Annotated in this window: 20 protein-coding genes and 2 pseudogenes; 17 read left to right on the top strand and 5 right to left on the bottom strand. The window is 73.5% G+C overall.

Annotation, left to right across the window (positions count from 1 at the left end; all coding sequences use genetic code 11):
• The first annotated feature begins 19 nt into the window (after positions 1–19).
• Complete coding sequence (gene hemW / locus ACTVZO_RS14900; RefSeq protein WP_443298848.1) at positions 20–1,252, top strand: radical SAM family heme chaperone HemW; 1,233 nt, start codon at positions 20–22, stop codon at positions 1,250–1,252.
• A 41-nt stretch (positions 1,253–1,293) separates the two neighbouring features.
• On the opposite strand, the gene ACTVZO_RS14895 is transcribed toward hemW, so the two are convergent.
• Both ACTVZO_RS14895 and ACTVZO_RS14890 read right to left on the bottom strand, forming a co-directional pair.
• The gene (locus ACTVZO_RS14895) at positions 1,294–2,094 is read right to left on the bottom strand and encodes a DUF3097 domain-containing protein (protein ID WP_443298847.1); all 801 of its coding nucleotides are present in this window, start codon (positions 2,092–2,094) and stop codon (positions 1,294–1,296) included.
• A gap of 34 nt (positions 2,095–2,128) precedes the next feature.
• Positions 2,129–2,848 carry an MBL fold metallo-hydrolase gene (locus tag ACTVZO_RS14890; RefSeq protein ID WP_443298846.1) on the bottom strand — a complete coding sequence of 240 codons (720 nt, stop codon included), beginning with the start codon at positions 2,846–2,848 and terminating at the stop codon, positions 2,129–2,131.
• Between the two features lie 180 nt (positions 2,849–3,028).
• Between ACTVZO_RS14890 and hrcA the strand changes: the two genes are divergently transcribed.
• From hrcA to ACTVZO_RS14860, 6 genes are all read left to right on the top strand, one after another.
• The gene (gene hrcA / locus ACTVZO_RS14885; RefSeq protein ID WP_443298845.1) at positions 3,029–4,045 is read left to right on the top strand and encodes a heat-inducible transcriptional repressor HrcA; all 1,017 of its coding nucleotides are present in this window, start codon (positions 3,029–3,031) and stop codon (positions 4,043–4,045) included.
• Positions 4,046–5,185: a molecular chaperone DnaJ gene (dnaJ, locus tag ACTVZO_RS14880; protein WP_384215719.1), complete on the top strand. Its 1,140-nt coding sequence runs from the start codon at positions 4,046–4,048 to the stop codon at positions 5,183–5,185.
• 147 nt (positions 5,186–5,332) lie between these two features.
• On the top strand, positions 5,333–6,424 hold the full coding sequence (locus ACTVZO_RS14875; RefSeq protein ID WP_443298844.1) for a nitronate monooxygenase: 1,092 nt from the start codon (positions 5,333–5,335) through the stop codon (positions 6,422–6,424).
• A complete protein-coding gene (locus tag ACTVZO_RS14870) occupies positions 6,421–7,164 on the top strand; it encodes a 16S rRNA (uracil(1498)-N(3))-methyltransferase (protein ID WP_443298843.1) in 744 nt (247 codons plus the stop codon). Before ACTVZO_RS14875 ends, ACTVZO_RS14870 begins: the two co-directional genes overlap by 4 nt.
• Positions 7,165–7,265: 101 nt before the next feature.
• A complete protein-coding gene (locus ACTVZO_RS14865; protein WP_443298842.1) occupies positions 7,266–7,625 on the top strand; it encodes a histidine triad nucleotide-binding protein in 360 nt (119 codons plus the stop codon).
• Between the two features lie 3 nt (positions 7,626–7,628).
• Positions 7,629–8,540: a ribonuclease Z gene (locus ACTVZO_RS14860; RefSeq protein WP_443298841.1), complete on the top strand. Its 912-nt coding sequence runs from the start codon at positions 7,629–7,631 to the stop codon at positions 8,538–8,540.
• 37 nt (positions 8,541–8,577) lie between these two features.
• Here ACTVZO_RS14860 and ACTVZO_RS14855 read toward each other — a convergent pair whose 3' ends face one another.
• Positions 8,578–9,933, bottom strand: a complete 1,356-nt coding sequence (locus ACTVZO_RS14855; protein ID WP_443298840.1) for an MFS transporter — start codon at positions 9,931–9,933, stop codon at positions 8,578–8,580.
• Between the two features lie 121 nt (positions 9,934–10,054).
• Here ACTVZO_RS14855 and ACTVZO_RS14850 point away from each other — a divergent pair, with 121 nt between their 5' ends.
• The 6 genes from ACTVZO_RS14850 to ACTVZO_RS14825 all read left to right on the top strand — a co-directional run bounded on the left by ACTVZO_RS14850 (position 10,055) and on the right by ACTVZO_RS14825 (position 16,246).
• Positions 10,055–11,278 carry a PfkB family carbohydrate kinase gene (locus ACTVZO_RS14850; RefSeq protein ID WP_443303178.1) on the top strand — a complete coding sequence of 408 codons (1,224 nt, stop codon included), beginning with the start codon at positions 10,055–10,057 and terminating at the stop codon, positions 11,276–11,278.
• A gap of 141 nt (positions 11,279–11,419) precedes the next feature.
• On the top strand, positions 11,420–13,534 hold the full coding sequence (locus ACTVZO_RS14845) for a PhoH family protein (protein ID WP_443298839.1): 2,115 nt from the start codon (positions 11,420–11,422) through the stop codon (positions 13,532–13,534).
• A gap of 13 nt (positions 13,535–13,547) precedes the next feature.
• Positions 13,548–14,045, top strand: coding sequence for an rRNA maturation RNase YbeY (gene ybeY, locus ACTVZO_RS14840; RefSeq protein WP_443298838.1), 498 nt, complete (start codon positions 13,548–13,550; stop codon positions 14,043–14,045).
• Entirely contained in the window at positions 14,042–15,346 is a 1,305-nt protein-coding gene (locus ACTVZO_RS14835; RefSeq protein ID WP_443298837.1) for a hemolysin family protein, read from the top strand. Before ybeY ends, ACTVZO_RS14835 begins: the two co-directional genes overlap by 4 nt.
• On the top strand, positions 15,343–15,705 hold the full coding sequence (locus ACTVZO_RS14830) for an MmcQ/YjbR family DNA-binding protein (protein ID WP_443298836.1): 363 nt from the start codon (positions 15,343–15,345) through the stop codon (positions 15,703–15,705). The genes ACTVZO_RS14835 and ACTVZO_RS14830 overlap by 4 nt, the downstream gene beginning before the upstream one ends.
• A gap of 187 nt (positions 15,706–15,892) precedes the next feature.
• Positions 15,893–16,246 carry a cytidine deaminase gene (locus ACTVZO_RS14825; RefSeq protein WP_443298835.1) on the top strand — a complete coding sequence of 118 codons (354 nt, stop codon included), beginning with the start codon at positions 15,893–15,895 and terminating at the stop codon, positions 16,244–16,246.
• Positions 16,247–16,258: 12 nt separating this feature from the next.
• Here ACTVZO_RS14825 and ACTVZO_RS14820 read toward each other — a convergent pair whose 3' ends face one another.
• Entirely contained in the window at positions 16,259–17,569 is a 1,311-nt protein-coding gene (locus ACTVZO_RS14820) for an MFS transporter (RefSeq protein ID WP_443298834.1), read from the bottom strand.
• Between the two features lie 70 nt (positions 17,570–17,639).
• On the opposite strand from ACTVZO_RS14820, the pseudogene ACTVZO_RS14815 reads away from it, so the two are divergent.
• From ACTVZO_RS14815 to era, 4 genes and pseudogenes are all read left to right on the top strand, one after another.
• Positions 17,640–18,697 (top strand): annotated as a pseudogene (locus tag ACTVZO_RS14815) (GlxA family transcriptional regulator).
• A gap of 105 nt (positions 18,698–18,802) precedes the next feature.
• Positions 18,803–20,137, top strand: a complete 1,335-nt coding sequence (locus tag ACTVZO_RS14810; RefSeq protein ID WP_443298833.1) for a beta-xylosidase — start codon at positions 18,803–18,805, stop codon at positions 20,135–20,137.
• Positions 20,134–20,559 (top strand): annotated as a pseudogene (locus tag ACTVZO_RS14805) (WxL protein peptidoglycan domain-containing protein); the annotation flags it as partial. The gene ACTVZO_RS14810 and the pseudogene ACTVZO_RS14805, both read left to right, overlap by 4 nt.
• Positions 20,560–21,057: 498 nt before the next feature.
• A complete protein-coding gene (gene era / locus ACTVZO_RS14800; RefSeq protein WP_251064360.1) occupies positions 21,058–22,008 on the top strand; it encodes a GTPase Era in 951 nt (316 codons plus the stop codon).
• A 24-nt stretch (positions 22,009–22,032) separates the two neighbouring features.
• On the opposite strand, the gene ACTVZO_RS14795 is transcribed toward era, so the two are convergent.
• Complete coding sequence (locus tag ACTVZO_RS14795; RefSeq protein WP_443298832.1) at positions 22,033–22,686, bottom strand: SAM-dependent methyltransferase; 654 nt, start codon at positions 22,684–22,686, stop codon at positions 22,033–22,035.
• Positions 22,687–22,783: the final 97 nt, after the last annotated feature.

Genomic DNA, 22,783 nt, shown 5'->3' with positions numbered 1-22,783 from the left:
AGTGCGGGATGATGGGGGTATGCCTTCCGCACTGCCCGACGGTGAACCCATGCCCGAAGACGGCTCGCTGCCGTCGCACGCCCTGGCGGGCGCGGGCGGCCGGCCGCTCGGCTTCTACCTGCACGTGCCGTACTGCGCCACGCGGTGCGGCTACTGCGACTTCAACACCTACACGGCCACCGAGCTGCGGGGCACCGGCGGTGTGCTCGCCTCGCGGGAGAACTACGCCGACACCCTGATCGACGAGGTCCGCCTCGCCCGCAAGGTGCTCGGGGACGACCCGCGGGCCGTGCGGACCGTGTTCGTGGGCGGCGGCACGCCGACGCTGCTGCCCGCCGGGGACCTCGTACGGATGCTCGCGGCGATCCGGGACGAGTTCGGCCTGGCCGAGGACGCGGAGATCACCACCGAGGCCAATCCGGAGTCGGTGAACCCGGAGTACCTGGCCGAGCTGCGGGCCGGCGGTTTCAACCGGATCTCCTTCGGCATGCAGAGCGCCAGGCAGCACGTCCTGAAGGTGCTGGACCGTACGCACACCCCCGGGCGCCCGGAGGCCTGCGTCGCGGAGGCGCGCGCGGCAGGCTTCGAGCACGTCAACCTGGACCTGATCTACGGCACGCCGGGGGAGTCGGACGAGGACTGGCGGGCGTCGCTCTCGGCGGCGCTGGGCGCCGGGCCGGACCACATCTCGGCGTACGCGCTGATCGTGGAGGAGGGCACCCAGCTGGCGCGGCGGATCCGCCGGGGCGAGGTCCCGATGACGGACGACGACGTGCACGCCGACCGCTACCTGATCGCTGACGCGGTGATGGCGGAGGCCGGGTACTCCTGGTACGAGGTGTCGAACTGGGCCTCCTCGCAGGCCGGGCGCTGCCTGCACAACGAGCTGTACTGGCGCGGAGCCGACTGGTGGGGCGCGGGTCCGGGCGCGCACTCCCACGTGGGCGGGGTGCGGTGGTGGAACGTCAAGCACCCGGGCGCGTACGCCGCCGCGCTCGCGGAGGGGCGGTCCCCGGGCGCCGGCCGCGAGCTCCTCTCCGAGGAGGACCGGCGGGTGGAGCGGATCCTGCTGGAGCTGCGGCTGGTGGACGGCGTACCGCTGTCGCTGCTGGCCCCCGCCGGGCTGGCCGCCTCGCGGCGGGCGCTGGCGGACGGGCTGCTGGAGGCGGAGCCGTACGGGGCGGGGCGGGCCGTGCTGACCCTGCGGGGGCGGCTGCTGGCCGACGCGGTGGTCCGGGACCTGGTGGACTGACCGACCGGACCGGCCGGACTGACCGGCCTGCGGCGCCGTCGCTACGGCGCCGTGACGTGGTCGATGAGGTGTTCCACCGAGCCCAGGAGGGTGGGCTCCAGGTCCTTGTACGAGGTCACGCGCGACAGGATGTGCTGCCAGGCGGCGCCGGTGTTCTCCGGCCAGCCCAGGGCGCGGCAGATGCCCGTCTTCCAGTCCTGGCCGCGCGGCACCACCGGCCAGGCCCCGATGCCCAGGGCGGACGGCTTCACCGCCTGCCAGACGTCCACGTACGGGTGGCCCACGATCAGCACGTCCGGCGAGGTCACCCCGGCCGCGATGCGGGACTCCTTCGAGCCCGGCACGAGGTGGTCCACCAGGATCCCCAGGCGGGCGTCCGGGGCCGGGTCGAATTCGGCGACGATGGCCGGGAGGTCGTCGATGCCCTCCAGGTACTCCACCACCACGCCCTCGATCCGCAGGTCGTCCCCCCAGACCTTCTCCACCAGCTCCGCGTCGTGGCGGCCCTCCACGTAGATGCGCCCGGCCCGCGCCACCCGCGCCCTGGCCCCCGGCACGGCGAGCGAGCCCGAGGCGGTGCGGCGGGGCGCGGAGGGGGCGCGCGAGGGGCGGACCAGGGTGACCACGGCCCCGTCCAGCAGGAAGCCGCGCGGCTCCAGCGGGAACACCCGCCGCTTGCCGAAGCGGTCCTCCAGGGTCACCGTGCCCGCCTCGCAGGCCACCACCGCCCCGCAGAAGTCCGTACCGGCCGCCTCGACCACCAGATCGGGCTCCGCGGCCACCTCCGGCACGGCCTTGGGGCGCTTCCACTGGGGGGTCAGGTCGGGGGAGTACTCGCGCATCCGGCCGAGCGTAGGAGAGGCGCGGCGGACACGCCTACGACACGCCGAAACGAGCGGCCAGTGTGGCGCGTTGCGCACGCACGAAGGCCGCGGAGACCACCGCTCCGTGACCCGGCACGTACTGCGCGTCGTCCCCGCCCAGCGCCAGCAGCCGGTCCAGGGCGGCGGGCCACTGCCGGGGCACCGCGTCCGGGCCCGCCGAGGGCTCGCCCGACTCCTCGACCAGGTCCCCGCAGAACACGGTCTCGCGCTCGCCCGGCACGAAGACCGCCAGGTCGTGGCGCGTGTGCCCGGGACCCACATTGGCCAGCAGCACCCGCACCCCGCCCAGGTCCAGCGTCCACTCGCCCGACACCAGGTGCTTCGGAGAGACCATCAGGTCCACCGCCTCCGCGGCCTCCGCCTCGGCCAGGCCGTGGCGCACCGCGTCCCCGCGCAGCTCCTCGCGGCCGGTGGCGAGCAGCGCGTCCAGGCCGACCGCTCCGAACACCTCGGCCCCGGAGAAGGCGGCCCCGCCCAGGACGTGGTCGAAATGTCCGTGCGTGAATGCGATATGGGTCACGTGCCGGCCCGTCAGCCGTTCCGCCTCCGCCCGCACCCGCGCGCCCTCGCGCAGACACGAACCGGGGTCGACGAGGAGCACGGAATCGTCCCCCACCACCAGTCCCACGGTGCAGTCCCACACCGGAAGCCGCCGGCGCCCGGTCCGCCCGGTCAGCCTTTCCCAGCCCGCCTCTTCCCAACGCACGTCCATGCCGCGACGCTACCCTGGCGGGCCTCCCTTGCCAGGGTCTTACTACCCGGCCGTACACTGAGCGGGGGATCTCTGGCACTCGAGCGACCAGAGTGCCAACGACCGGGCTCCAACGACCGAGCCATCAACGACCTAGCTTGCAATGAACACGGCAACGGACCACAGCTGGAGGTGTGCGCGATGCTCAGCGAACGCAGACTCGAAGTGCTGCGCGCCATCGTCCAGGACTACGTCGGGACGGAGGAGCCGGTCGGCTCCAAGGCGCTCACCGAGCGGCACCGGCTCGGCGTCTCGCCCGCCACCGTGCGCAACGACATGGCCGTGCTGGAGGAGGAGGGCTACATCGCCCAGCCCCACACCAGCGCCGGCCGGATCCCCACCGACAAGGGCTACCGCCTCTTCGTCGACAAGCTGGCGGGGGTCAAGCCGCTGTCGACGCCCGAGCGCCGGGCCATCCAGAACTTCCTCGACGGGGCCGTGGACCTCGACGACGTGGTCGGCCGGACGGTGCGGCTGCTCGCGCAGCTGACCCGGCAGGTCGCCGTCGTCCAGTACCCGAGCCTGACCCGGTCGACCGTCCGGCACGTGGAGCTGCTCTCGCTCGCTCCGGCGCGCCTGATGCTCGTACTGATCACGGACACCGGGCGCGTCGAACAGCGGCTGATCGACTGCCCGAGCCCCTTCGGGGAGACCTCGCTGGCCGATCTGCGGGCCCGGCTCAACAGCCGGGTCGTCGGGCGCCGGTTCACCGACGTGCCCCCGCTCGTCCAGGACCTCCCCGAGTCCTTCGAGGCGGACGACCGGGGCACGGTGTCCACCGTGCTCTCGACGCTCCTCGAAACCCTGGTCGAGGAAGCCGAAGAGCGGCTGATGATCGGCGGTACCGCCAATCTCACCCGCTTCGGACACGATTTTCCCCTGACGATCAGGCCGGTGCTCGAAGCGCTGGAGGAGCAGGTCGTGCTCCTCAAGCTGCTGGGCGAGGCCAACGAGTCGGGAATGGCCGTACGGATCGGGCACGAGAACGCCTACGAGGGGCTGAACTCCACGTCGGTCGTCTCGGTCGGTTACGGTTCGGGCGGCGAAACGGTCGCCAAACTCGGCGTGGTCGGACCGACCCGCATGGACTACCCCGGAACGATGGGAGCGGTACGCGCAGTGGCACGTTACGTCGGACAGATCCTGGCGGAGTCGTAAGTGGCCACGGACTACTACGCCGTTCTCGGCGTGCGCCGCGACGCATCGCAGGACGAGATCAAGAAGGCCTTCCGGCGCCTCGCGCGTGAACTCCACCCGGATGTGAATCCGGATCCGAAGACGCAGGAGCGCTTCAAGGAGATCAACGCGGCCTACGAGGTGCTCTCGGACCCGCAGAAGAAGCAGGTCTACGACCTGGGCGGCGACCCGCTGTCCTCGTCGGGCGGCGGCGCGGGCGCGGGTGGCTTCGGAGCGGGTGGCTTCGGCAACTTCTCCGACATCATGGACGCCTTCTTCGGCCAGGCCTCGCAGCGCGGCCCGCGTTCGCGGACCCGGCGCGGCCAGGACGCGATGATCCGCCTCGACCTGGAGCTGGACGAGGCGGCCTTCGGGACGACCAAGGACATCCAGGTCGACACGGCCGTCGTCTGCACCACCTGCTCGGGCGAGGGCGCCGCTCCCGGCACCTCCGCGCAGACGTGTGACATGTGCCGCGGCCGCGGCGAGGTCTCGCAGGTCACCCGGTCCTTCCTGGGCCAGGTCATGACCTCGCGCCCCTGCCCGCAGTGCCAGGGCTTCGGCACCGTCGTCCCGACCCCGTGCCCCGAGTGCGCGGGCGACGGCCGGGTCCGGTCCCGCCGCAGCCTCACCGTCAAGATCCCGGCCGGTGTCGAGAACGGCACCCGCATCCAGCTCGCGGGCGAGGGCGAGGTCGGCCCCGGCGGCGGCCCCGCCGGCGACCTGTACGTGGAGATCCACGAGCTGCCGCACCCGGTCTTCCAGCGGCGCGGGGACGACCTGCACTGCACGGTGACCATCCCGATGACGGCGGCGTCCCTGGGCACCAAGTGCCCGCTGGAGACGCTGGACGGCATGGAGGAGATCGACATCCGGCCCGGCACCCAGTCCGGCCAGTCGATCCCGCTGCACGGGCGCGGCGTCACCCACCTGCGCGGTGGCGGACGCGGCGACCTGATCGTCCACGTCGAGGTGACCACCCCGAACAAGCTGGACGCCCAGCAGGAGGAACTGCTGCGCCAGCTGGCGAAGCTGCGCGGCGAGGAGCGGCCGACCGGCCAGTTCGCGCCGGGCCAGCAGGGGCTGTTCAGCCGCCTGAAGGACGCCTTCAACGGCCGCTGACGGCCTGCGACCTCTCATCGACGAGCCCGGCCGGGGATGCCCCCCGGCCGGGCTCGTCGTATGTGTTCCGGCCGCACCGGGAAGCGGACTATGCCAGGCGAATGCCGTGATTCGGTCCCCTGAGCGGGACATGGCACGATGCAGTGCATGTCCTCGGCACCGAACGGTCTCTGCGCATACCCGATCGTGCAGGCCCCCATGGCGGGCGGCGCCTCCTGTCCGCCCCTCGCCGCCGCCGTGTGCGAGGCGGGCGGACTGGGCTTCCTGGCCGGCGGGTACAAGACCGCCGACGGCATGTACCAGGAGATCAAGCAGGTGCGCGCCCTCACCCGGCGCCCCTTCGGGGTGAACCTCTTCATGCCGCAGACCGGCCACGTGGACCCGGCCGCCGTCGAGTCCTACCGCGGGCAGCTGGCCGGCGAGGCGAGCTGGTACGAGACCTCCCTGGCCGCCGAGGACATCATCGGCACCTGCGACGACGGCTACGACGCCAAGCTCGCCATCCTGCTCGAGGACCCTGTCCCGGTCGTCTCCTTCACCTTCGGCTGTCCCGCCCCGGCGGTGCTGGCCTCCCTGCGCCAGGCCGGTACGTACTCCGTCGTCACCGCGACCTCCGTCGAGGAGGCCCGCCGCGCGCAGGAGGCCGGGGCCGACGCCGTCTGCGTCCAGGGCATCGAGGCCGGCGGGCACCAGGCCACGCACCGGGACGATCCGCAGGCCGACGGCACGGCGTCGGTGGGGCTGCTCGCGCTCGTGGCCCAGGTACGGGAGGCCGTCGCGCTCCCCATCATCGCGGCGGGCGGGCTGATGCGGGGCTCGCAGATCGCCGCGCTGCTCGCGGCGGGCGCGGCGGCGGCCCAGCTCGGCACCGCCTTCCTGGCCTGCCCGGAGTCGGGGTCGGACCCGCTGCACAAGAAGGCGCTGACGGACCCGCTGTTCGTCCGCACCGAGCTCACCCGGGCCTTCTCCGGGCGGCCGGGGCGGGTTCTGGTCAACCGGTTCATGCGCGAGCACGGGCCGTACGCCCCCGCCGCGTACCCGCAGATCCACCACCTGACCTCGGGGCTGCGCAAGGCGGCCGCCGCGGCCGGGGACCCGCAGGGCATGGCCCTGTGGGCGGGCCAGGGGCACCGGCTGGCGCGGGCGCTGCCCGCCGGGGAGCTGATGGAAGTGCTGGCGGCCGAACTGGCCGAGGCACAGAGCACGTTGAAGGCAATGCAGATGAGGAGTGCGTCATGACCGCCCCGGTGTTCGTGGTCGAAGAGGTACCGGCGGGACCGGAGTTCGTCCTGGACGGCCCGGAGGGCCGGCACGCGGTGTCCGTGAAGCGGCTGAATCCGGGCGAGGCGGTGGTCCTCACGGACGGCCGGGGCGGCTGGGCCGAAACGGTCGTGAAGGCGGCGGAGGGCAAGGACCGGCTGGTGCTGACCGTGTCGGGGGCCTTCGAGGAAGCCGAGCCGGCCGTCCGGATCACCGTCGTGCAGGCGCTGCCCAAGGGGGACCGCGGCGAGGTGGCCGTGGAGACCATGACCGAGACGGGCGTGGACGCGATCGTGCCCTGGCAGGCCTCGCGGTGCATCACGCAGTGGCGCGGCGACCGCGGCGCCAAATCCCTGGCCAAGTGGCGGGCCACCGCCCGCGAGGCGGGCAAGCAGTCCCGCCGGGTCCGCTTCCCGGACGTGGCCGAGGCCCTGTCCACCAAGCAGGTGGCGGCGCTGCTGGCCGGCGCCGACCTGGCGATGGTCCTCCACGAGGACCGCGACACCCCATCCGAAGCCCTGGCCGGGGCCGAGCTCCCGGCGGCCGGGTCCATCGTGATGGTGGTCGGTCCGGAGGGCGGGGTCTCCCCGGAGGAGCTGGCCGTCTTCGCCGGGGCGGGTGCCCACCCGTACCGGCTGGGCCGCTCGGTCCTGCGCACCTCGACCGTCGGCACCGCGGCGACGGCGGTCCTGCTGGCCCGCACCGGCCGCTGGAGCTGACCCCCGCGCACGGCCGCCGGCTCAGGGGCGCAGGCCGCGGAGTCCCGTACGCGGTCCGGGGATACGATGCCCGGAGCGATCAACGACACGGAGGCGAAGCGATGGCCGGGGAACCGCAGGCCGACTGCCTGTTCTGCAAGATCGTCGCGGGGAGCATCCCGGCGACCGTGGTCCGGGAGACCGACACGACCTTCGCCTTCCGGGACATCAACCCGCAGGCGCCGACGCACGTCCTGGTCATCCCCAAGGTGCACTACCCCGACGCGGCCTCGCTGGCGGCGGCCGAACCAGCCGTCACCGCCGACCTCCTCGCCGAGGCAGGCCGCATCGCCGCCGACGAGAAGCTCGCCGACCACGGGTACCGGATCGTCTTCAACACGGGGGCCGGCGCCGGCCAGACCGTCTTCCACGCCCACGCGCACGTCCTCGGCGGCCGCGGCCTCCAGTGGCCCCCCGGATAACCCGTGTCCGTACGCGAGTTCGTGGTGCTGGGCACCGCCAGCCAGGTGCCCACCCGCCACCGCAACCACAACGGCTACCTGCTGCGCTGGGACGCCGAGGGCATCCTCTTCGACCCGGGCGAGGGCACCCAGCGCCAGATGCTGCGTGCCGGGGTGGCCGCGCACGACATCAACCGGATCTGCGTCACCCACTTCCACGGTGACCACAGCCTCGGCCTGGCCGGGGTGATCCAGCGGATCAACCTCGACCGGGTCCCGCACCCCGTCACCGCGCACTACCCGGCCTCCGGGCAGAAGTTCTTCGACCGGCTGCGGTACGCCACCGCCTACCGCGAGACGGTGCGGCTGGCCGAGGAGCCGGTCGCCGGGGACGGGATGCGGGAACTGGCGCGCGGTGCCTCGTACGTCCTGGAGGCCAGGCTGCTCTCGCACCCCGTGGAGTCCTTCGGATACCGGCTCACCGAGCCGGACGGCCGCCGCATGATCCCGGAACTGCTCGCGCGGCACGGGATCAAGGGGCCGGACGTGGGCCGGATCCAGCGCGAGGGGCGGCTGGGCGAGGTCACGCTGGAGCAGGTCAGCGAGCCGAAGCCGGGGCAGCGGTTCGCGTTCGTCATGGACACCCGGCTCTGCGAGGGCGTGGACGAGCTGGCCGAGGGCTGCGACATGCTGGTGATCGAGTCGACCTTCCTCGACGAGGACGAGCCGCTGGCCACCGAGCACGGGCACCTCACGGCCGGGCAGGCCGCGCGGGTGGCGCGGGGCGCGGGCGTCCGGCACCTCGTGCTGACGCACTTCTCGCAGCGCTACACCGACCCGTCGGAGTTCGAACGGCAGGCCCGGGCGGCCGGGTTCGAGGGCGAGCTGACGATCGCGGCGGACCTGACCCGGGTCCCCCTCCCGAAGCGTCGCTGAGGCCGCCGCGCCCGGGACCGGGGGCGGCGCGCAGCGGTCACAGGCGGGTGCGGGTGCGGCGGCGGGCGGGCGGGGACAGGAGCAGGACGCGGCGCGGCCGCCGGCGCAGCGGGATCTCGGTGACCGCGAGCTCCTCGGCGCCGACGCGCGGGATCGTGCCCGACGGCGCGCCCGCGCCGGCGGCGAGCACGGCCGCCGGGGCGCCGCCGCGCCGGCGGACCGACCCGGCGGTCAGCGGACGCCCGCCCGCGTGCAGGGCCACGGCGGCCATCGGCCCGGCCACGGCCAGCAGCAGCGCGCCCAGCACCAGGCCCATGCCGGGGAAGCCCGCCGCCTCCGCGAGCAGGCTGCCGATGACGGGCCCGCAGGCCACGCCCAGGGAGGAGGCCGACCCGGCCAGCACCGCCCACCGCCCGCGCGGGTCCAGGGCCGCCGCGAGGCCGATCGCGTACGAGAGCACGACCGGGTAGAGCGCGTTCCACAGGATCTCCCCGCCGGCGAAGCCCGTGAGGCCCCGGGCGGACGAGGCCACCACCACGCAGCAGGCGATCACCGCGGTCCCGGCGCCGATCGGCACCGCCCGGCCCAGCCGGGAGCCCAGCGCGGAGGCGGCCGTGACCCCGAGCAGGCCCGCGCCGAGCGCCGCGGCGAAGACGACGCCGAGGGTGACCTCCGAGAGGCCCGCCTGCTGGGCGCCGATCCGGCCGCTGACCCCCCACAGGGCGTTCTGCGCGAGGGACCACAGCATCAGGGAGCCGGCCAGGACCACCCCGGCCCGCGGGTACGGCAGGCGGCCCGGGGCGACCCCGGTCACCGCGGAAGCCGACGAGTCGCCCAGGCGGCCCGCGGCGGGCCAGACCAGCGCCGCGACCAGCGCGATGGCGGCGAACGGCAGCCCGTGGCCGCCCCCGAGCCGCGGCAGCGTCAGGTACAGCGCCCCGGCGGTCGCCGACACCGACAACAGGCCCAGCGCGGAGGCCCGGTGCGGGTCGCGCTGCCCGGCGATGCCCGCGGCGGCCACGGCGGTGGCGGTGCCGGAGCCGAAGCCGCCGACCACCGCGCCCGCCACGACCAGCGGCAGCAGCGAGGACGCGGCGGCCGTGCCGTAGCCGGCGACGGCCAGCAGCAGCCCGGCCCGGGCCGGCAGCCGGGGCCCGTGCCGGCCGATGCGGGAGGCCAGGGTGAAGCCGGCCGCGGCGGAGCCGAGCAGCAGCACCGTGCCGATCAGACCGGCCTGCGCGGGGCTCAGCGGCAGGTGGGCGTCGAGCCGTCCGACGACGGTCGGCAGGAGGTACGGGGCGAGGTACCCCGCGGTGAAGAGGGCCACCAGAGGCCAGGCGGCGGGCGGCTCGGCGGCCGGCTCGGAGAGCCGCGCGGTGGTGCGGTCGGGCACGTGCGTTCCAGGTGGTGCGGGTGGTGCGTGGCATCGCCGCAGAGTGAGCGGGGCCCATGTTTATCAAGTGGCCCGACAGCAGGAAAAGAGCATTCCTGTAGTGATCTGCGACACACTGGGTTTGGTCTCGTGCGGGCCGGGCATGGCTGGCATCTTTCCACCGAAAACCCTCGCGCCGAAAACGCAGCGGAAACGCACCGAAAACGCTCCGGAAGAAACGACCCTTCAAGCCAACGGGGAGTACACCGTGACCAGTCGGGAGAATGTCGACAGCCTTGCGGCGGCGGTGGACCCGCTCGGTCCGCTGCGCAACCCGCAGGAGCCGGCCTGCGACGTCTTCCTGACCGGCACGGTCTTCCTCGACATCATCTTCACCGGCCTCGACTCCGCCCCGGTGCGCGGTACGGAGTCCTGGGCCCGCGGCATGGGCTCCAGCCCCGGCGGCGTCGCCAACATGGCCACCGCCCTGGCCCGGCTCGGCCTGCGCACCTCGCTCGCCGCGGCGTTCGGCGACGACCACTACGGCGAGTACTGCTGGGACGCCCTCGAGCAGGGCGAGGGCATCGACCTGTCGATGTCGCGGACGATCCCCGGCTGGCACAGCCCCGTCACCGTCTCGATGGCCTACGAGGGCGAGCGCACGATGGTCTCGCACGGGCACGAGGCGCCCCCGCCGGCCGGCCCCGGCCCGTTCCCGCAGTGCCCCCCGCGGGCCCGGGCGGCCGTGGCGGCGCTGGGGCCCGGCCGGGGCGAGCCGTGGATCGGGGAGGCGGCCCGGCGCGGCGCGCGGGTCTTCGCGGACGTGGGCTGGGACGAGAGCGGGCGGTGGGACCTGGGGGACCTGGCCGACCTCGAGCACTGCGAGGCCTTCCTGCCGAACGCGGGCGAGGCCATGCGGTACACGCGGACCGAGTGTCCGCGCGCGGCCGCCCGGGCACTGGCCGAGCGGGTGCCGATCGCGGTGGTGACGATGGGCCCGGAGGGCTCGTACGCGGTGGACGGGCGGACGGGCGAGACGGCCCACGTCCCCGGGATCGCGGTCGACGAGCTGGACCCGACCGGGGCGGGCGACGTGTACGTGGCGGGCTTCGTGACCGGCACCCTGGCGGGCTGGCCGCTCGCGGACCGCCTCGCCTTCGCGGGGCTGACGGCGGCCCTGTCGGTCCAGGAGTTCGGCGGCTCCCTCTCCGCCCCCGGCTGGCCCGAGGTGGCGCACTGGTGGCGGACGGCCCCGGCCGGGCTGCGCGGCCGCTACGCGTTCCTGGACGACCTGATCCCGCACGCCGCGGCCCCGGCCGCCCGGCGCCGGGCGGTGCCCACCATCGGCTTCCGCCACTCCGCCTGAGCGGCGCCCCGGCCGCCCGCTGGAACACCGGTGGAAAACCTCTCGGGGATGTCCCGGGGGCGACGTACGCTTGGTATTCCGGAGGTCGTCGATCGGCGCGGCCCCTCAGCGGGAGGTATGCGCAGGCCACAGTGCCGGCCCATGACTCAGACACCGACAGCCCACATCCCAGCGCCGGGCCAGGCGCGAGCCCACTTCACCGTTCCGGCCACGCACCCGATGGTGACGGTACTCGGATCCGGTGACGCCCTGTTGCGCGTGATCGAGAAGGCCTTCCCGAAGGCCGACATCCATGTTCGGGGCAACCAGGTGAGCGCGATCGGGGCGGCGGCGGAAGTCGCGCTGATCCAGCGCCTGTTCGACGAGATGATGCTGGTGCTCCGCACCGGGCAGCCGATGACGGAGGACGCAGTGGAACGCTCGATCGCCATGCTCAAGGCGAGCGGCAACGGCAAGGAGGGCGGGCCGGAGGAGACTCCCGCCGAGGTGCTCACCCAGAACATCCTCTCCAGCCGCGGCCGCACCATCCGGCCCAAGACCCTCAACCAGAAGCGGTACGTCGACGCCATCGACAAGAACACGATCGTGTTCGGCATCGGCCCCGCCGGTACGGGCAAGACCTACCTCGCCATGGCGAAGGCGGTCCAGGCCCTGCAGTCCAAGCAGGTCAGCCGGATCATCCTGACCCGGCCCGCCGTCGAGGCGGGCGAGCGGCTCGGCTTCCTGCCGGGCACGCTCTTCGACAAGATCGACCCGTACCTGCGCCCGCTCTACGACGCGCTGCACGACATGCTGGACCCCGACTCGATCCCGCGGCTCATGGCCGCCGGGACCATCGAGGTGGCCCCGCTGGCGTACATGCGCGGCCGGGCGCAGCCGGTCTTCACGAATGTGCTGACGCCGGATGGATGGCGCCCGATCGGCGACCTCCAAGTGGGAGACCTCGTCGTCGGATCGAACGGGGAGCCGACTCCCGTCCTCGGCGTCTACCCGCAGGGCGAGAAGGACATCTACCGTGTCAGTGCCCAGGACGGTTCCTGGACCCTGTGCTGCGGCGAGCACCTCTGGACCGTCCGGACCCGCGACGACGAGCGCCGCGACAAGCCGTGGCGGGTCCTGGAGACCCAGGAGATGATCGGCAACCTGCGGGCGGCGCACGCCCGCAGGTACGAGCTGCCGCTGCTCACCGCGCCCGTCGAGTTCCCCGAGCGCGAGGTTCCCATGGACCCGTACGCCCTGGGCCTGCTTCTCGGAGACGGCTGCCTGACCGGCTCCACCACGCCCTCCTTCGCCACGGAGGACGAGGAACTCGTGCGCGCGCTCGAGGCGGCCCTTCCCGGTGTCGTCGCACGGCACAAGGGGGGGCCGGACTACGTCCTGAACCGCGAGAAGTCGCCTGGTGACGTCGTCACCCTGGAGAATCCCGTTACCAGGGTCATGCGCGAGCTCGATCTGCTGGGCAGTCGTTCTCACTCGAAGTTCGTACCTGACGACTACCTCCACAACACCGCCGAGGTTCGTCTCGCGGTTCTCCAGGGACTGCTGGACTCCGACGGCGGCCCGGTGTCGCAGCAGGGCCGCTCCTGCCGGGTCCAGTACTCGACCTCGTCGATCCTCCTCCGGGACGATGTCGTGGCGCTCGTCCAGTCCCTCGGCGGCGTCGCCTATACCCGACGCCGGTCGGCGGACGGCCGGGTGCAGGGATCCGCGCTGGCCGCCGACCGGTCCGACTCGCACGTGGTCGACATCCGCCTCCCGGAGGGCATCGAGCCGTTCCGCCTCGCTCGCAAGGCCGAGAAGTACTACGCCGCCGGCGGCGGCGGGCGCCCGATGCGCTTCATCGACTCCATCGAGCCCGCGGGCCGGGAGAAGGCCGTGTGCATCCAGGTGGCCGCCGAGGATTCGCTGTACGTCACGCAGGACTACCTGCTGACGCACAACACCCTCAACGAGGCGTTCGTCGTCCTCGACGAGGCGCAGAACACGAGCCCGGAGCAGATGAAGATGTTCCTGACCCGGCTCGGGTTCGATTCGAAGATCGTCATCACGGGTGACATCACCCAGGTCGACCTTCCGGGCGGCACCAAGAGCGGTCTGCGTCAGGTCCAGTCGATCCTCGAAGGGGTTCCGGACATCCACTTCTCGCGGCTCACGTCCGAGGATGTCGTCCGCCACAAGCTGGTCGGCCGTATCGTCGACGCGTACGAGAAGTACGACGAGAGCCAGCAGGCCGGGAACGGCCACCAGCGGAAGTAGAACCCAGCGCACCATGTCGATCGACGTCAACAACGAGTCCGGAACCGAGGTCGACGAGCAGGCGATCCTCGACATCGCCCGCTACGCGCTCGCCCGGATGCGGATCCACCCGCTCTCGGAGCTCTCCGTCATCGTCATCGACGAGGACGCCATGGAGCAGCTCCACATCCAGTGGATGGACCTGCCCGGACCCACCGACGTCATGTCCTTCCCGATGGACGAGCTCCGTCCGCCGGCGAAGGACGAGGAGGAGCCCCCGCAGGGGCTCCTCGGTGACATCGTGCTCTGCCCCGAGGTCGCCAAGAAGCAGGGCGAGGACGCCCCGACGCAGCACTCCATGGACGAGGAGCTCCAGCTCCTGACCGTCCACGGGGTGCTGCACCTGCTCGGGTACGACCACGAGGAGCCCGAGGAGAAGGCCGAGATGTTCGGCCTCCAGGCGGCCATCGTCGACGGCTGGCGTGCCGAGCGCGGCATCACCGGTCCGTCCCCGGCGCCCACCGTCTCGTGAACGCCCCGCAACTGATCACCGGCGCCGTCCTGCTGGTCGTCGTGGCCTGGTTCGCGGCGTGCGCCGAGTCCGGGATCGCCCGCATCTCCGGCTTCCGTGCCGAGCAGGCCGTACGGGAGGGCCGGCGCGGCAGCGAGAAGCTCGCGCAGGTGGCCGGCGATCCCACCCGCTACCTCAATGTGGCCCTGCTGGTCCGGGTCACCTGTGAGATGGCGGCCGGCGTCCTGGTGACCTACGTCTGCCTGGCCGAGTTCGGGGAGACCTGGACCGCGCTGCTCGTGGCCATCGCGGTCATGGTGCTGGTCTCCTTCGTGGCCGTGGGCGTGTCCCCGCGCACGATCGGCCGCCAGCACCCGCTGAACACCGCGACGGCGGCCGCGTACGTCCTCGTACCGCTCGCGCGGGTGATGGGCCCGATCCCGCAGCTGCTGATCCTCATCGGCAACGCGCTCACGCCCGGGAAGGGCTTCCGCAAGGGGCCGTTCGCCTCCGAGGCCGAGCTGCGCGCGATGGTGGACCTCGCGGAGCGGGAATCGCTGATCGAGGACGACGAGCGCCGCATGGTGCACCAGGTCTTCGAGCTGGGCGACACCCTGGTGCGCGAGGTGATGGTGCCGCGCACCGACCTGGTGTGCATCGAGCGGTACAAGACGGTCCGTCAGGCGACCACGCTCGCGCTGCGCTCCGGCTTCTCGCGCATCCCGGTGACCGGGGAGAACGAGGACGACATCGTCGGGATCGTCTACCTGAAGGACCTGGTCCGCAAGACCCACATCAGCCGGGAGGCGGAGTCCGACCTGGTTTCCACGGTCATGCGGTCCGCGGTCTTCGTGCCGGACACCAAGAACGCGGGCGACCTGCTGCGCGAGATGCAGCAGGTGCGCAACCACGTGGCCGTCGTCATCGACGAGTACGGCGGCACGGCGGGCATCGTCACGATCGAGGACATCCTGGAGGAGATCGTCGGGGAGATCACCGACGAGTACGACCGGGAGCTCCCGCCGGTCGAGGACCTGGGCGAGGACCGCTACCGGGTCACGGCGCGCCTCGACATCACCGACCTCGGCGAACTGTTCAAGGTCGAGGCCTTCGACGACGAGGACGTGGAGACGGTCGGCGGCCTGCTGGCGAAGGCGCTGGGCCGGGTGCCGATCGCGGGCGCCTCGGCGCTGGTCGAGCTGCCGGACGGACGTCCGCTGCGGCTGACGGCCGAGTCCCCGGCCGGGCGGCGGAACAAGATCGTGACGGTGCTGGTGGAACCGGTGGCCGCGGCGGAGTCCGCGGGGGAGGAGGGGGAATGACCCCGGCTCGGCTGCGGGAGTTGTGTCTGGGCTTCAACGCGGCGGTGGAGGAGTTCCCGTTCACCCCGGAGACCTCGGTGTTCAAGGTGCTGGGCAAGGTGTTCGCGCTCACGGCGCTGGACGCGGAGCCGCTGAAGGTCAACCTCAAGTGCGAGCCGGAGGCGGCGGTACGGCTGCGCGCGGAGCACGAGGCGATCGTGCCCGGCTACCACATGAACAAGCGGCACTGGAACACGGTGACCGTCGGCGGGCCGGGCGGTCTGCCGGACGCGCTGGTCCGTGAGCTCGTCGAGGACTCCTACGACCTGGTCGTGGCGGGTCTGCCCAAGGCGGAGAGGCTGCGGCTCGACCGGCCGTGACGCGGCCCGGCGGGGCGAAATGGATCAAGGACGAAGGTCACTGGGTCTCGGGACCTTCGGATCGTAGGAACCTCTTATTCCACACTTAGGTTTGTCCCTGGGGCAGGGGGGACCGGGGGAGCGGAGGGGAGAGCGTCTGGGCGGGGCCGTCGTACGGCCCCGCCCAGACGCTCCATATGCTTCGCCCATGACCGACACCACCGGGATCGACCCCGAGGACAGCAAGATCATCACGCTGGCGCGCAGCGCCCGGGCCCGCAACGGGGTGCCCGAGGGTGCGGCGGTGCGCGACGAGACGGGCCGCACCTACGTGGCCGGCACGGTCGAGCTCGACTCCCTGAAGCTGAGCGCGCTCCAGACCGCCGTCGCGATGGCCGTGGCGAGCGGGGCCGGCTCGCTCGAGGCCGCCGCCGTCGTCAGCTCCGCGGACGCCCCGGCCGACGCCGACCTCGCGGCCGTCCGCGACCTGGGCGGCGCCGGCACCCCGGTGCTGCTGGCGGGCCCGGACGGCACCCTGAAGTCCACCACCCCCGCCGGCTGACGGCCCGCGGTCCTACGCTCCGGCCGGGACGGCCGTCTTGGCCGGAGCCGGGCGGCGCCGGATCACCATCGACATCAGCGCCGCCATCGCGCACAGCGCTCCCGAGGCGTACCAGACGACGTCGTACGAGCCGAAGACGTCCCGCGCCAGGCCGCCCAGGAAGGCGACGACGGCCGCGCCGACCTGGTGCGAGGCCAGCACCCAGCCGAAGACGATCGCCCCGTCCTCGCCGTAGTGCTCGCGGCACAGGGCGATGGTCGGCGGGACGGTGGCCACCCAGTCCAGGCCGTAGAAGACGATGAAGAAGATCATCGGCGGATGCACGGCCGGGGCCAGCAGCATCGGCAGGAAGAGCAGCGAGACGCCGCGCAGGGCGTAGTAGACCGCCAGCAGCCGCCGCGCTTCGAAGCGGTCGGTGAACCAGCCCGACGCCACGGTGCCGATGACGTCGAAGACGCCGATCACCGCCAGCAGTCCGGCCGCCGCCGTCACCGGCATGCCGTGGTCGTGGGCCGCCGGCACGAAGTGGGTCTTGACCAGGCCGTTCGTGGAGGCCCCGCAGATCGCGAAGGTGCCGGCCAGCAGCCAGAACGGCCCGGTCCGGGCCGCCTTGGACAGGACGGTGAGCGCCCTGCGGGCGGCGCCCGGCACCGGGGCCGGCTTCGGCGCGTACGTGCCCCCGTACGGGGCCAGGCCCACGTCCGCCGGGTGGTCGCGCAGCAGCAGCCACACGAAGGGGACCACGGCGAGCGCGGTGAGGGACACGGTGACCGCCGCCGGGCGCCAGCCGTGGTCCTCCACCAGCCAGGACAGCAGCGGCAGGAAGACCAGCTGGCCGGAGGCCCCGGCCGCCGTCAGGATCCCGGTGACCAGGCCGCGCCGGGCGGTGAACCACCGGTTGGTCACCGTCGCTGCGAAGGCCAGGGCCATCGAGCCGCTGCCCAGGCCCACCAGGACGCCCCAGAACAGCACCAGCTGCCAGGCGGCGGTCATCCAGACCGTGGCGACCGAGCCGCCGGCGATGACCAGCAGGGCCAGGGCCACGACCCGGCGGATGCCGAAGCGGTCCATCAGCGCCGCCGCGAAGGGTGCGGTGATCCCGTACAGCGCGAGGTTGACGGAGACGGCGAAGCCGATCGTGCCGCGCGACCAGTCGAACTCCTCGTGCAGCGGCTCGATGAGCAGCCCGGGCAGGGAGGCGAAGGCGGCGGAGCCGATGATCGTCACGAAGGCGACGGCCGCGACGAACCAGGCGCGGTGGACGCGCCCGGCCTGCCGGGGAGTGCGCGGGGTGGCCGTGGAGGCGGCGGCGGTCTGTGTCACCCCGACAGCTTCCGGCCACGGGATGCCTCACGACAGTGGCCTGACTGTCATGCTTCGATATGATCGGGCCATGGAGCCGCACGCCCCGCCCCACCGCGTCGTCGTACTCGCCCTCGCCGGGCTGCTGCCCTTCGAGCTCGGCATTCCGCACCGGATCTTCGGCCGCGCCAAGGATCCCGCCGGGCGGCCCCTCTACGCGATCCTGACCTGCGGGCTCGCCCCCGGGCCGGTGCCGACCGACGCCGACTTCGCGATCCACGTCGAGCACGGCCCGGAGCTGCTGGCCACCGCCGACACCGTGGTCGTGCCGGCCTCCTACGAACTCGGGCCGGTCCACGAGCACGGCCGGCTGACCGACGAGCTCGCCGCGGCCCTCGCGCACATCCGGCCGGGCACCCGGCTCGTCTCCATCTGCACCGGCGGCTACGTGCTCGCCGCCGCCGGATACCTCGACGGCCGCCGGGCCACCACCCACTGGGCCTCCGCCGAGCACTTCCAGACGCTGTTCCCCGCCGTCCGGGTCGACCCGGACGTGCTCTACACCGACGACGGGGACGTGCTCACCTCCGCCGGCGTCGCCGCCGGGATCGACCTGTGCCTGCACATCGTGCGCCGCGACCACGGCGCGGCCGTCGCGAACGAGGTGGCCCGGCGGACCGTCGTACCGCCGCACCGGGACGGCGGGCAGGCGCAGTTCATCGAGCGCCCGATGCCCGAGCCGCAGCTCGCCAGCACCGCGGCGGTCCGCGCCTGGGTGCTGGACCGCCTGCACGAACCGCTGCGCCTGACCGACCTGGCCCGCCAGGAGGCCGTGTCCGTACGGACCTTCACGCGCCGGTTCCGGGAGGAGTCGGGGGTCAGCCCCGGCCAGTGGATCCTCGGCCAGCGGGTGGAGCGGGCCCGGCGGCTGCTGGAGCGGACGGAACTGCGATGGAGCAGGTGGCGCGGGAGGCGGGCTTCGGGACGGCGCAGTCGCTGCGCAAGCACGTGCAGGCGGCGCTGGGGGTGAGCCCGACGGCCTACCGGCGCACGTTCCGCGAGGCGGGCGGTGCGCCGGCCGTCCCCCCGCTGCCCTCTTCGCTGCCATCTCCTGATGGGCCATCAGTTGCTGCCGGACCCGCGCATTGACTTCTTCCGCCGCCCGCTCGTGAATGGCCCCCTGTCGGGGCGACGGAACCCAGGGGGCGGGCAGTGCGAACAGGGGCGCGCAGCAGATGGTCGGCGGCCGTGGGCATGGCCGTACTCGCCGCCGCGGCCGGGGGCGCGCTGAGCGCACCGGCGGCCGCCGAGGACGCCGGTCCGGCCGTCGGACTGCCGGGGCAGGTGGAGTTCCCGACCCAGTGCCTGCCGCCGCAGGAGGCCGGACTCCCGCCCGCCGACGGGCCGACCGCCGCCCGGATCAGCGTCGACGAACCGGCGCCGCGGGTCGGCGACACCGTCACCGTGACCTACCAGGTGGTCGCCACCCCCGCCGTCAACCCGACCGGTGGCGACCTGCCCGCGGACGCGCTGACCCCGACCGGGCGGGTCCTGATCGCGGGCGCCCAGAGCGGCGAGGTCACCGTGGTCGGGGTGGAGCGCCGCGGGCACCTCCCGGCGGTTGCCGGGGGAGAGCCGGTCCCGGCCGGAGCCCCCCTGCCGCCCGTCACCATGACGGGCACCTTCACCGTCACCGAGCCCGGCGAGATCACCCTGGCCCCCGGCGCCTACACCCTGCACACCGGCCGGCCGCTCGGCCTCGACACCGTGTGCACGGCCGCGGCCGCGCCCCCCGTCGCCGAGCGCCTCACCGCGACCCCGCTGCCCACGGCCAACCTCCGCCGCGTCCTCCTCGCCTCCGCCCACGGGAAGCCCGGCGACAAGGTCAAGGTCACCGCCGCCGGGTTCACCCCCGGCGCCACCGTCACAGTCGCCGGGCGGGCCGGCGCCGCCGGGACCGCCGACCGGGTGGCCGCCACCGCGGACGAGCTCGGCACGGTCCTCGCGGAGCTGCCGGTGTCCGACACGGCCACCACCGCGGTCGTCGCGTACGAGGGCGCGGCCTGGTCGTCCGGGCTGGGCTCGGGCCCGGCCGCGTACGCGGTCGTGGACGCGGTCGTGGACGCCGCCCCGCCGCCCGGCACCCAGAAGCTCACCGCCACGGTCGAGCCGGGCGCCCTCGGCATGACCCAGGACGGCGAGGAGATCGCCCTGGGCGCCGTGGCCTACGGAGAGGGCGGGTCCGCGCCCGGCCGGATCGGGACCGTCACCGTCAACGACGCCCGCGGCGGCCCGGCCGGCTGGTCCCTGATCGGCAAGGTCACCGACTTCACCGGCCCCGGCGGGGTCCGCATCCCCGGCGCCTCCCTCTCCTGGACCCCCTCGTGCACCGCCGAACCGGGCAGCCCCAGCCCCTGTACGGCGGGCAGCGCGGGCACGGTCGGGCCGGAGGGGGCGGTGCTGGCCTCCACCCCCGACGCGGCGCTGGTCGGCGGCACCTTCACCGTCGGCGCCGCGGTCAGCCTCCAGGTCCCGCGGTACACCCCTCCCGGCGCGTACTCGGCGGTCCTGACCCTGACGCTGTCGTGAAGGGGCGCGGCGGGGCCCGGTCCCGCGCGGCGGCCGCCGTGGCCGTGCTCGCCGCGCTGTTCCTCGCCCCCGCCGGGACGGCGGGCGCGGCGGACAACGGCCAGTGGTCCGTGCTCCCCGCCGCCAACACCGTCGGCCAGCGGCCCTACTTCTACCTCGCCGCCGCCCCCGGCCAGTCCGTCACCGACTCCGTGACCGTCGCCAACCGCACCGACCGCCCCCGCACCTTCCGGCTCTACGCCGCCGACGCGTACAACACCCCCCGGGACGGCGGCTTCGCCGTCCGCGGCCCCGAGGAGCCGCGGCTGGCCGCCGCCGCGTGGGCGAAGCTCGACCGGGAGCGGGTCACCGTACCGGCCCGCGGCTCGGTCAGCGTCGCCTTCACCCTCGCCGTCCCCGACCGCGCGGAGCCGGGCGACCACCCCGGAGCCATCGTGGCCCTGGAGGACCGGCCCGCCGCCACGGCCCAGGGCATCGGCGTCCAGCAGGCCGTCGCGGCCCGCGTGTACCTGCGGGTGACCGGCCCCACCGCCCCCGCCCTCGTCGTCCGGGACGTCTCGGTCCACCGGGAGGGCTCTGGCGCGCGGGTCGCCTACACGCTCCACAACATCGGCAACGTCACCCTGCGGCCCCGCGCCGCCCTCACCGCCGCCGGAGCCCTCGGCAGACCGCTGCCCGGCCGGCCCCTCACGGGGCTGCCCGCCGAACTGCTGCCGGGCCAGGAAGTCCGGCTCCACGCCCGCTGGGAGGACCCGCCCGCCGCGGAACACGCGGAGCTGACGGTGCGCGCCGTGGACGGCGGAACCACAGCTCAGGGCCGTGCCGCCTACGCCGCACACCCCTTCCTCGGCACCCTCCTCGCGGGCGGGACCCTGCTCGCCGCCACGGCCTGGTCGGCGCTGGGGGCCGCATCGGGGAGAATGGCCCGTATGAGCGATCGTTCCCCCGAGTCCACCAGCCCGCACCGTGCGGGCTTCGCCTGCTTCGTCGGCCGCCCCAACGCGGGCAAGTCGACCCTCACCAACGCACTCGTGGGCACCAAGGTCGCGATCACCTCCAACCGGCCGCAGACCACCCGCCACACCGTCCGCGGCATCGTGCACCGCCCCGACGCCCAGCTCGTCCTCGTGGACACGCCCGGCCTGCACAAGCCGCGCACGCTGCTCGGCGAGCGCCTCAACGACGTCGTGCGCACCACCTGGGCCGAGGTCGACGTCATCGGCTTCTGCCTGCCCGCCGACCAGAAGCTCGGCCCCGGCGACAAGTTCATCGCCAAGGAGCTCGCGGGGATCAAGAAGACCCCCAAGATCGCCATCATCACCAAGACGGACCTCGTCGAGTCGAAGGTGGTGGGCGAGCAGCTGATCGCCGTCCACCAGCTCGCCGAGGAGCTGGGCTTCGAGTGGGCCGAGATCGTGCCCGTCTCGGCCGTCGGCGACAGCCAGGTCCAGCTGCTGGCCGACCTGATCGCGCCGCTGCTGCCGGAGAGCCCGCCGCTGTACCCGGAGGGCGACCTCACCGACGAGCCCGAGATGGTCATGGTCGCCGAGCTGATCCGCGAGGCCGCGCTGGAAGGCGTACGGGACGAGCTCCCGCACTCCATCGCCGTGGTCGTCGAGGAGATGATCCCGCGGGAGAACCGCCCGGCGGACCGGCCGCTGCTCGACATCCACGCCAACGTCTACATCGAGCGGCCGAGCCAGAAGGGCATCATCATCGGCCCGAAGGGCGCCCGGCTGAAGGAGGTCGGGATGAAGTCGCGCAAGCACATCGAGGCGCTGCTCGGAACCCCGGTCTTCCTCGACCTCCACGTGAAGGTGGCCAAGGACTGGCAGCGGGATCCCAAGCAGCTGCGCAAGCTGGGCTTCTGACCACGGCGTCCGCCGGCGTCCGGTCTAACGCAGCCGGCGGACCTTCAGCGCGTTGTCCGGGCGGGTGCCGGGCCGCCCGTCGGGGCCGGTCATGGGCTGGAGGTGCTCCTCGGCGAGCAGGACCTCCCAGCCCCCCTCGGGCAGTTCCAGCGACGCCAGCACCTGCTCCGGGGTCGGGAAGTCGATCTCCGCGTGCTTGTCCGGGTCCCACGAGGGACCGCCCGCGTGGCCCGCGATCAGCAGGACCCCGCCGGGGGCCACGGCCGCGGCGGCCGTGCGCAGGATCCGCTCGCGGGGGAAGTCCCCGTACGAGTGCAGGAAGCACGCGGAGACCAGGTCGAACTCCCCGGCGGGGAAGGACTCCGCGAGGTCGTGCCGCTCCCACGCGGTGCGGTCGGCGAGCTTCGCCTCCTCGGCGTGCCGCTCCGCCCGCTCCAGGGCGACCCCGGAGATGTCGGTGCCGGTGACCTGCCAGCCCTGGCGGGCCAGCCACACCGCGTCGGCCCCTTCGCCGCAGCCGATGTCGAGGGCGCGGCCGGGGGTGAGGTCCGAGGCCTCGCGGACCAGGACCTGGTTGGGCTTGCCGCTCCAGATGCGGTCGCTCTCGCTGTAGCGGGCGTCCCAGAACTCCTCGCCGGCGGCGGGTTCCTGCTGGTGGCTGTGGTGGTGGTCGGACATGGGGGCCTCTTCCATGGGGTCCCCCAGCGGTAGCCGGGGGAGGGTCTGCCGATACGGCCGATGCTGCGCCGGTACCATCCGGACGGGCAAATATCCT

The organism is Streptomyces sp. IBSNAI002 (assembly GCF_052244475.1).
Taxonomy (GTDB): domain Bacteria; phylum Actinomycetota; class Actinomycetes; order Streptomycetales; family Streptomycetaceae; genus Streptomyces.
This window is presented reverse-complemented; position numbering and strand designations above follow the sequence as displayed.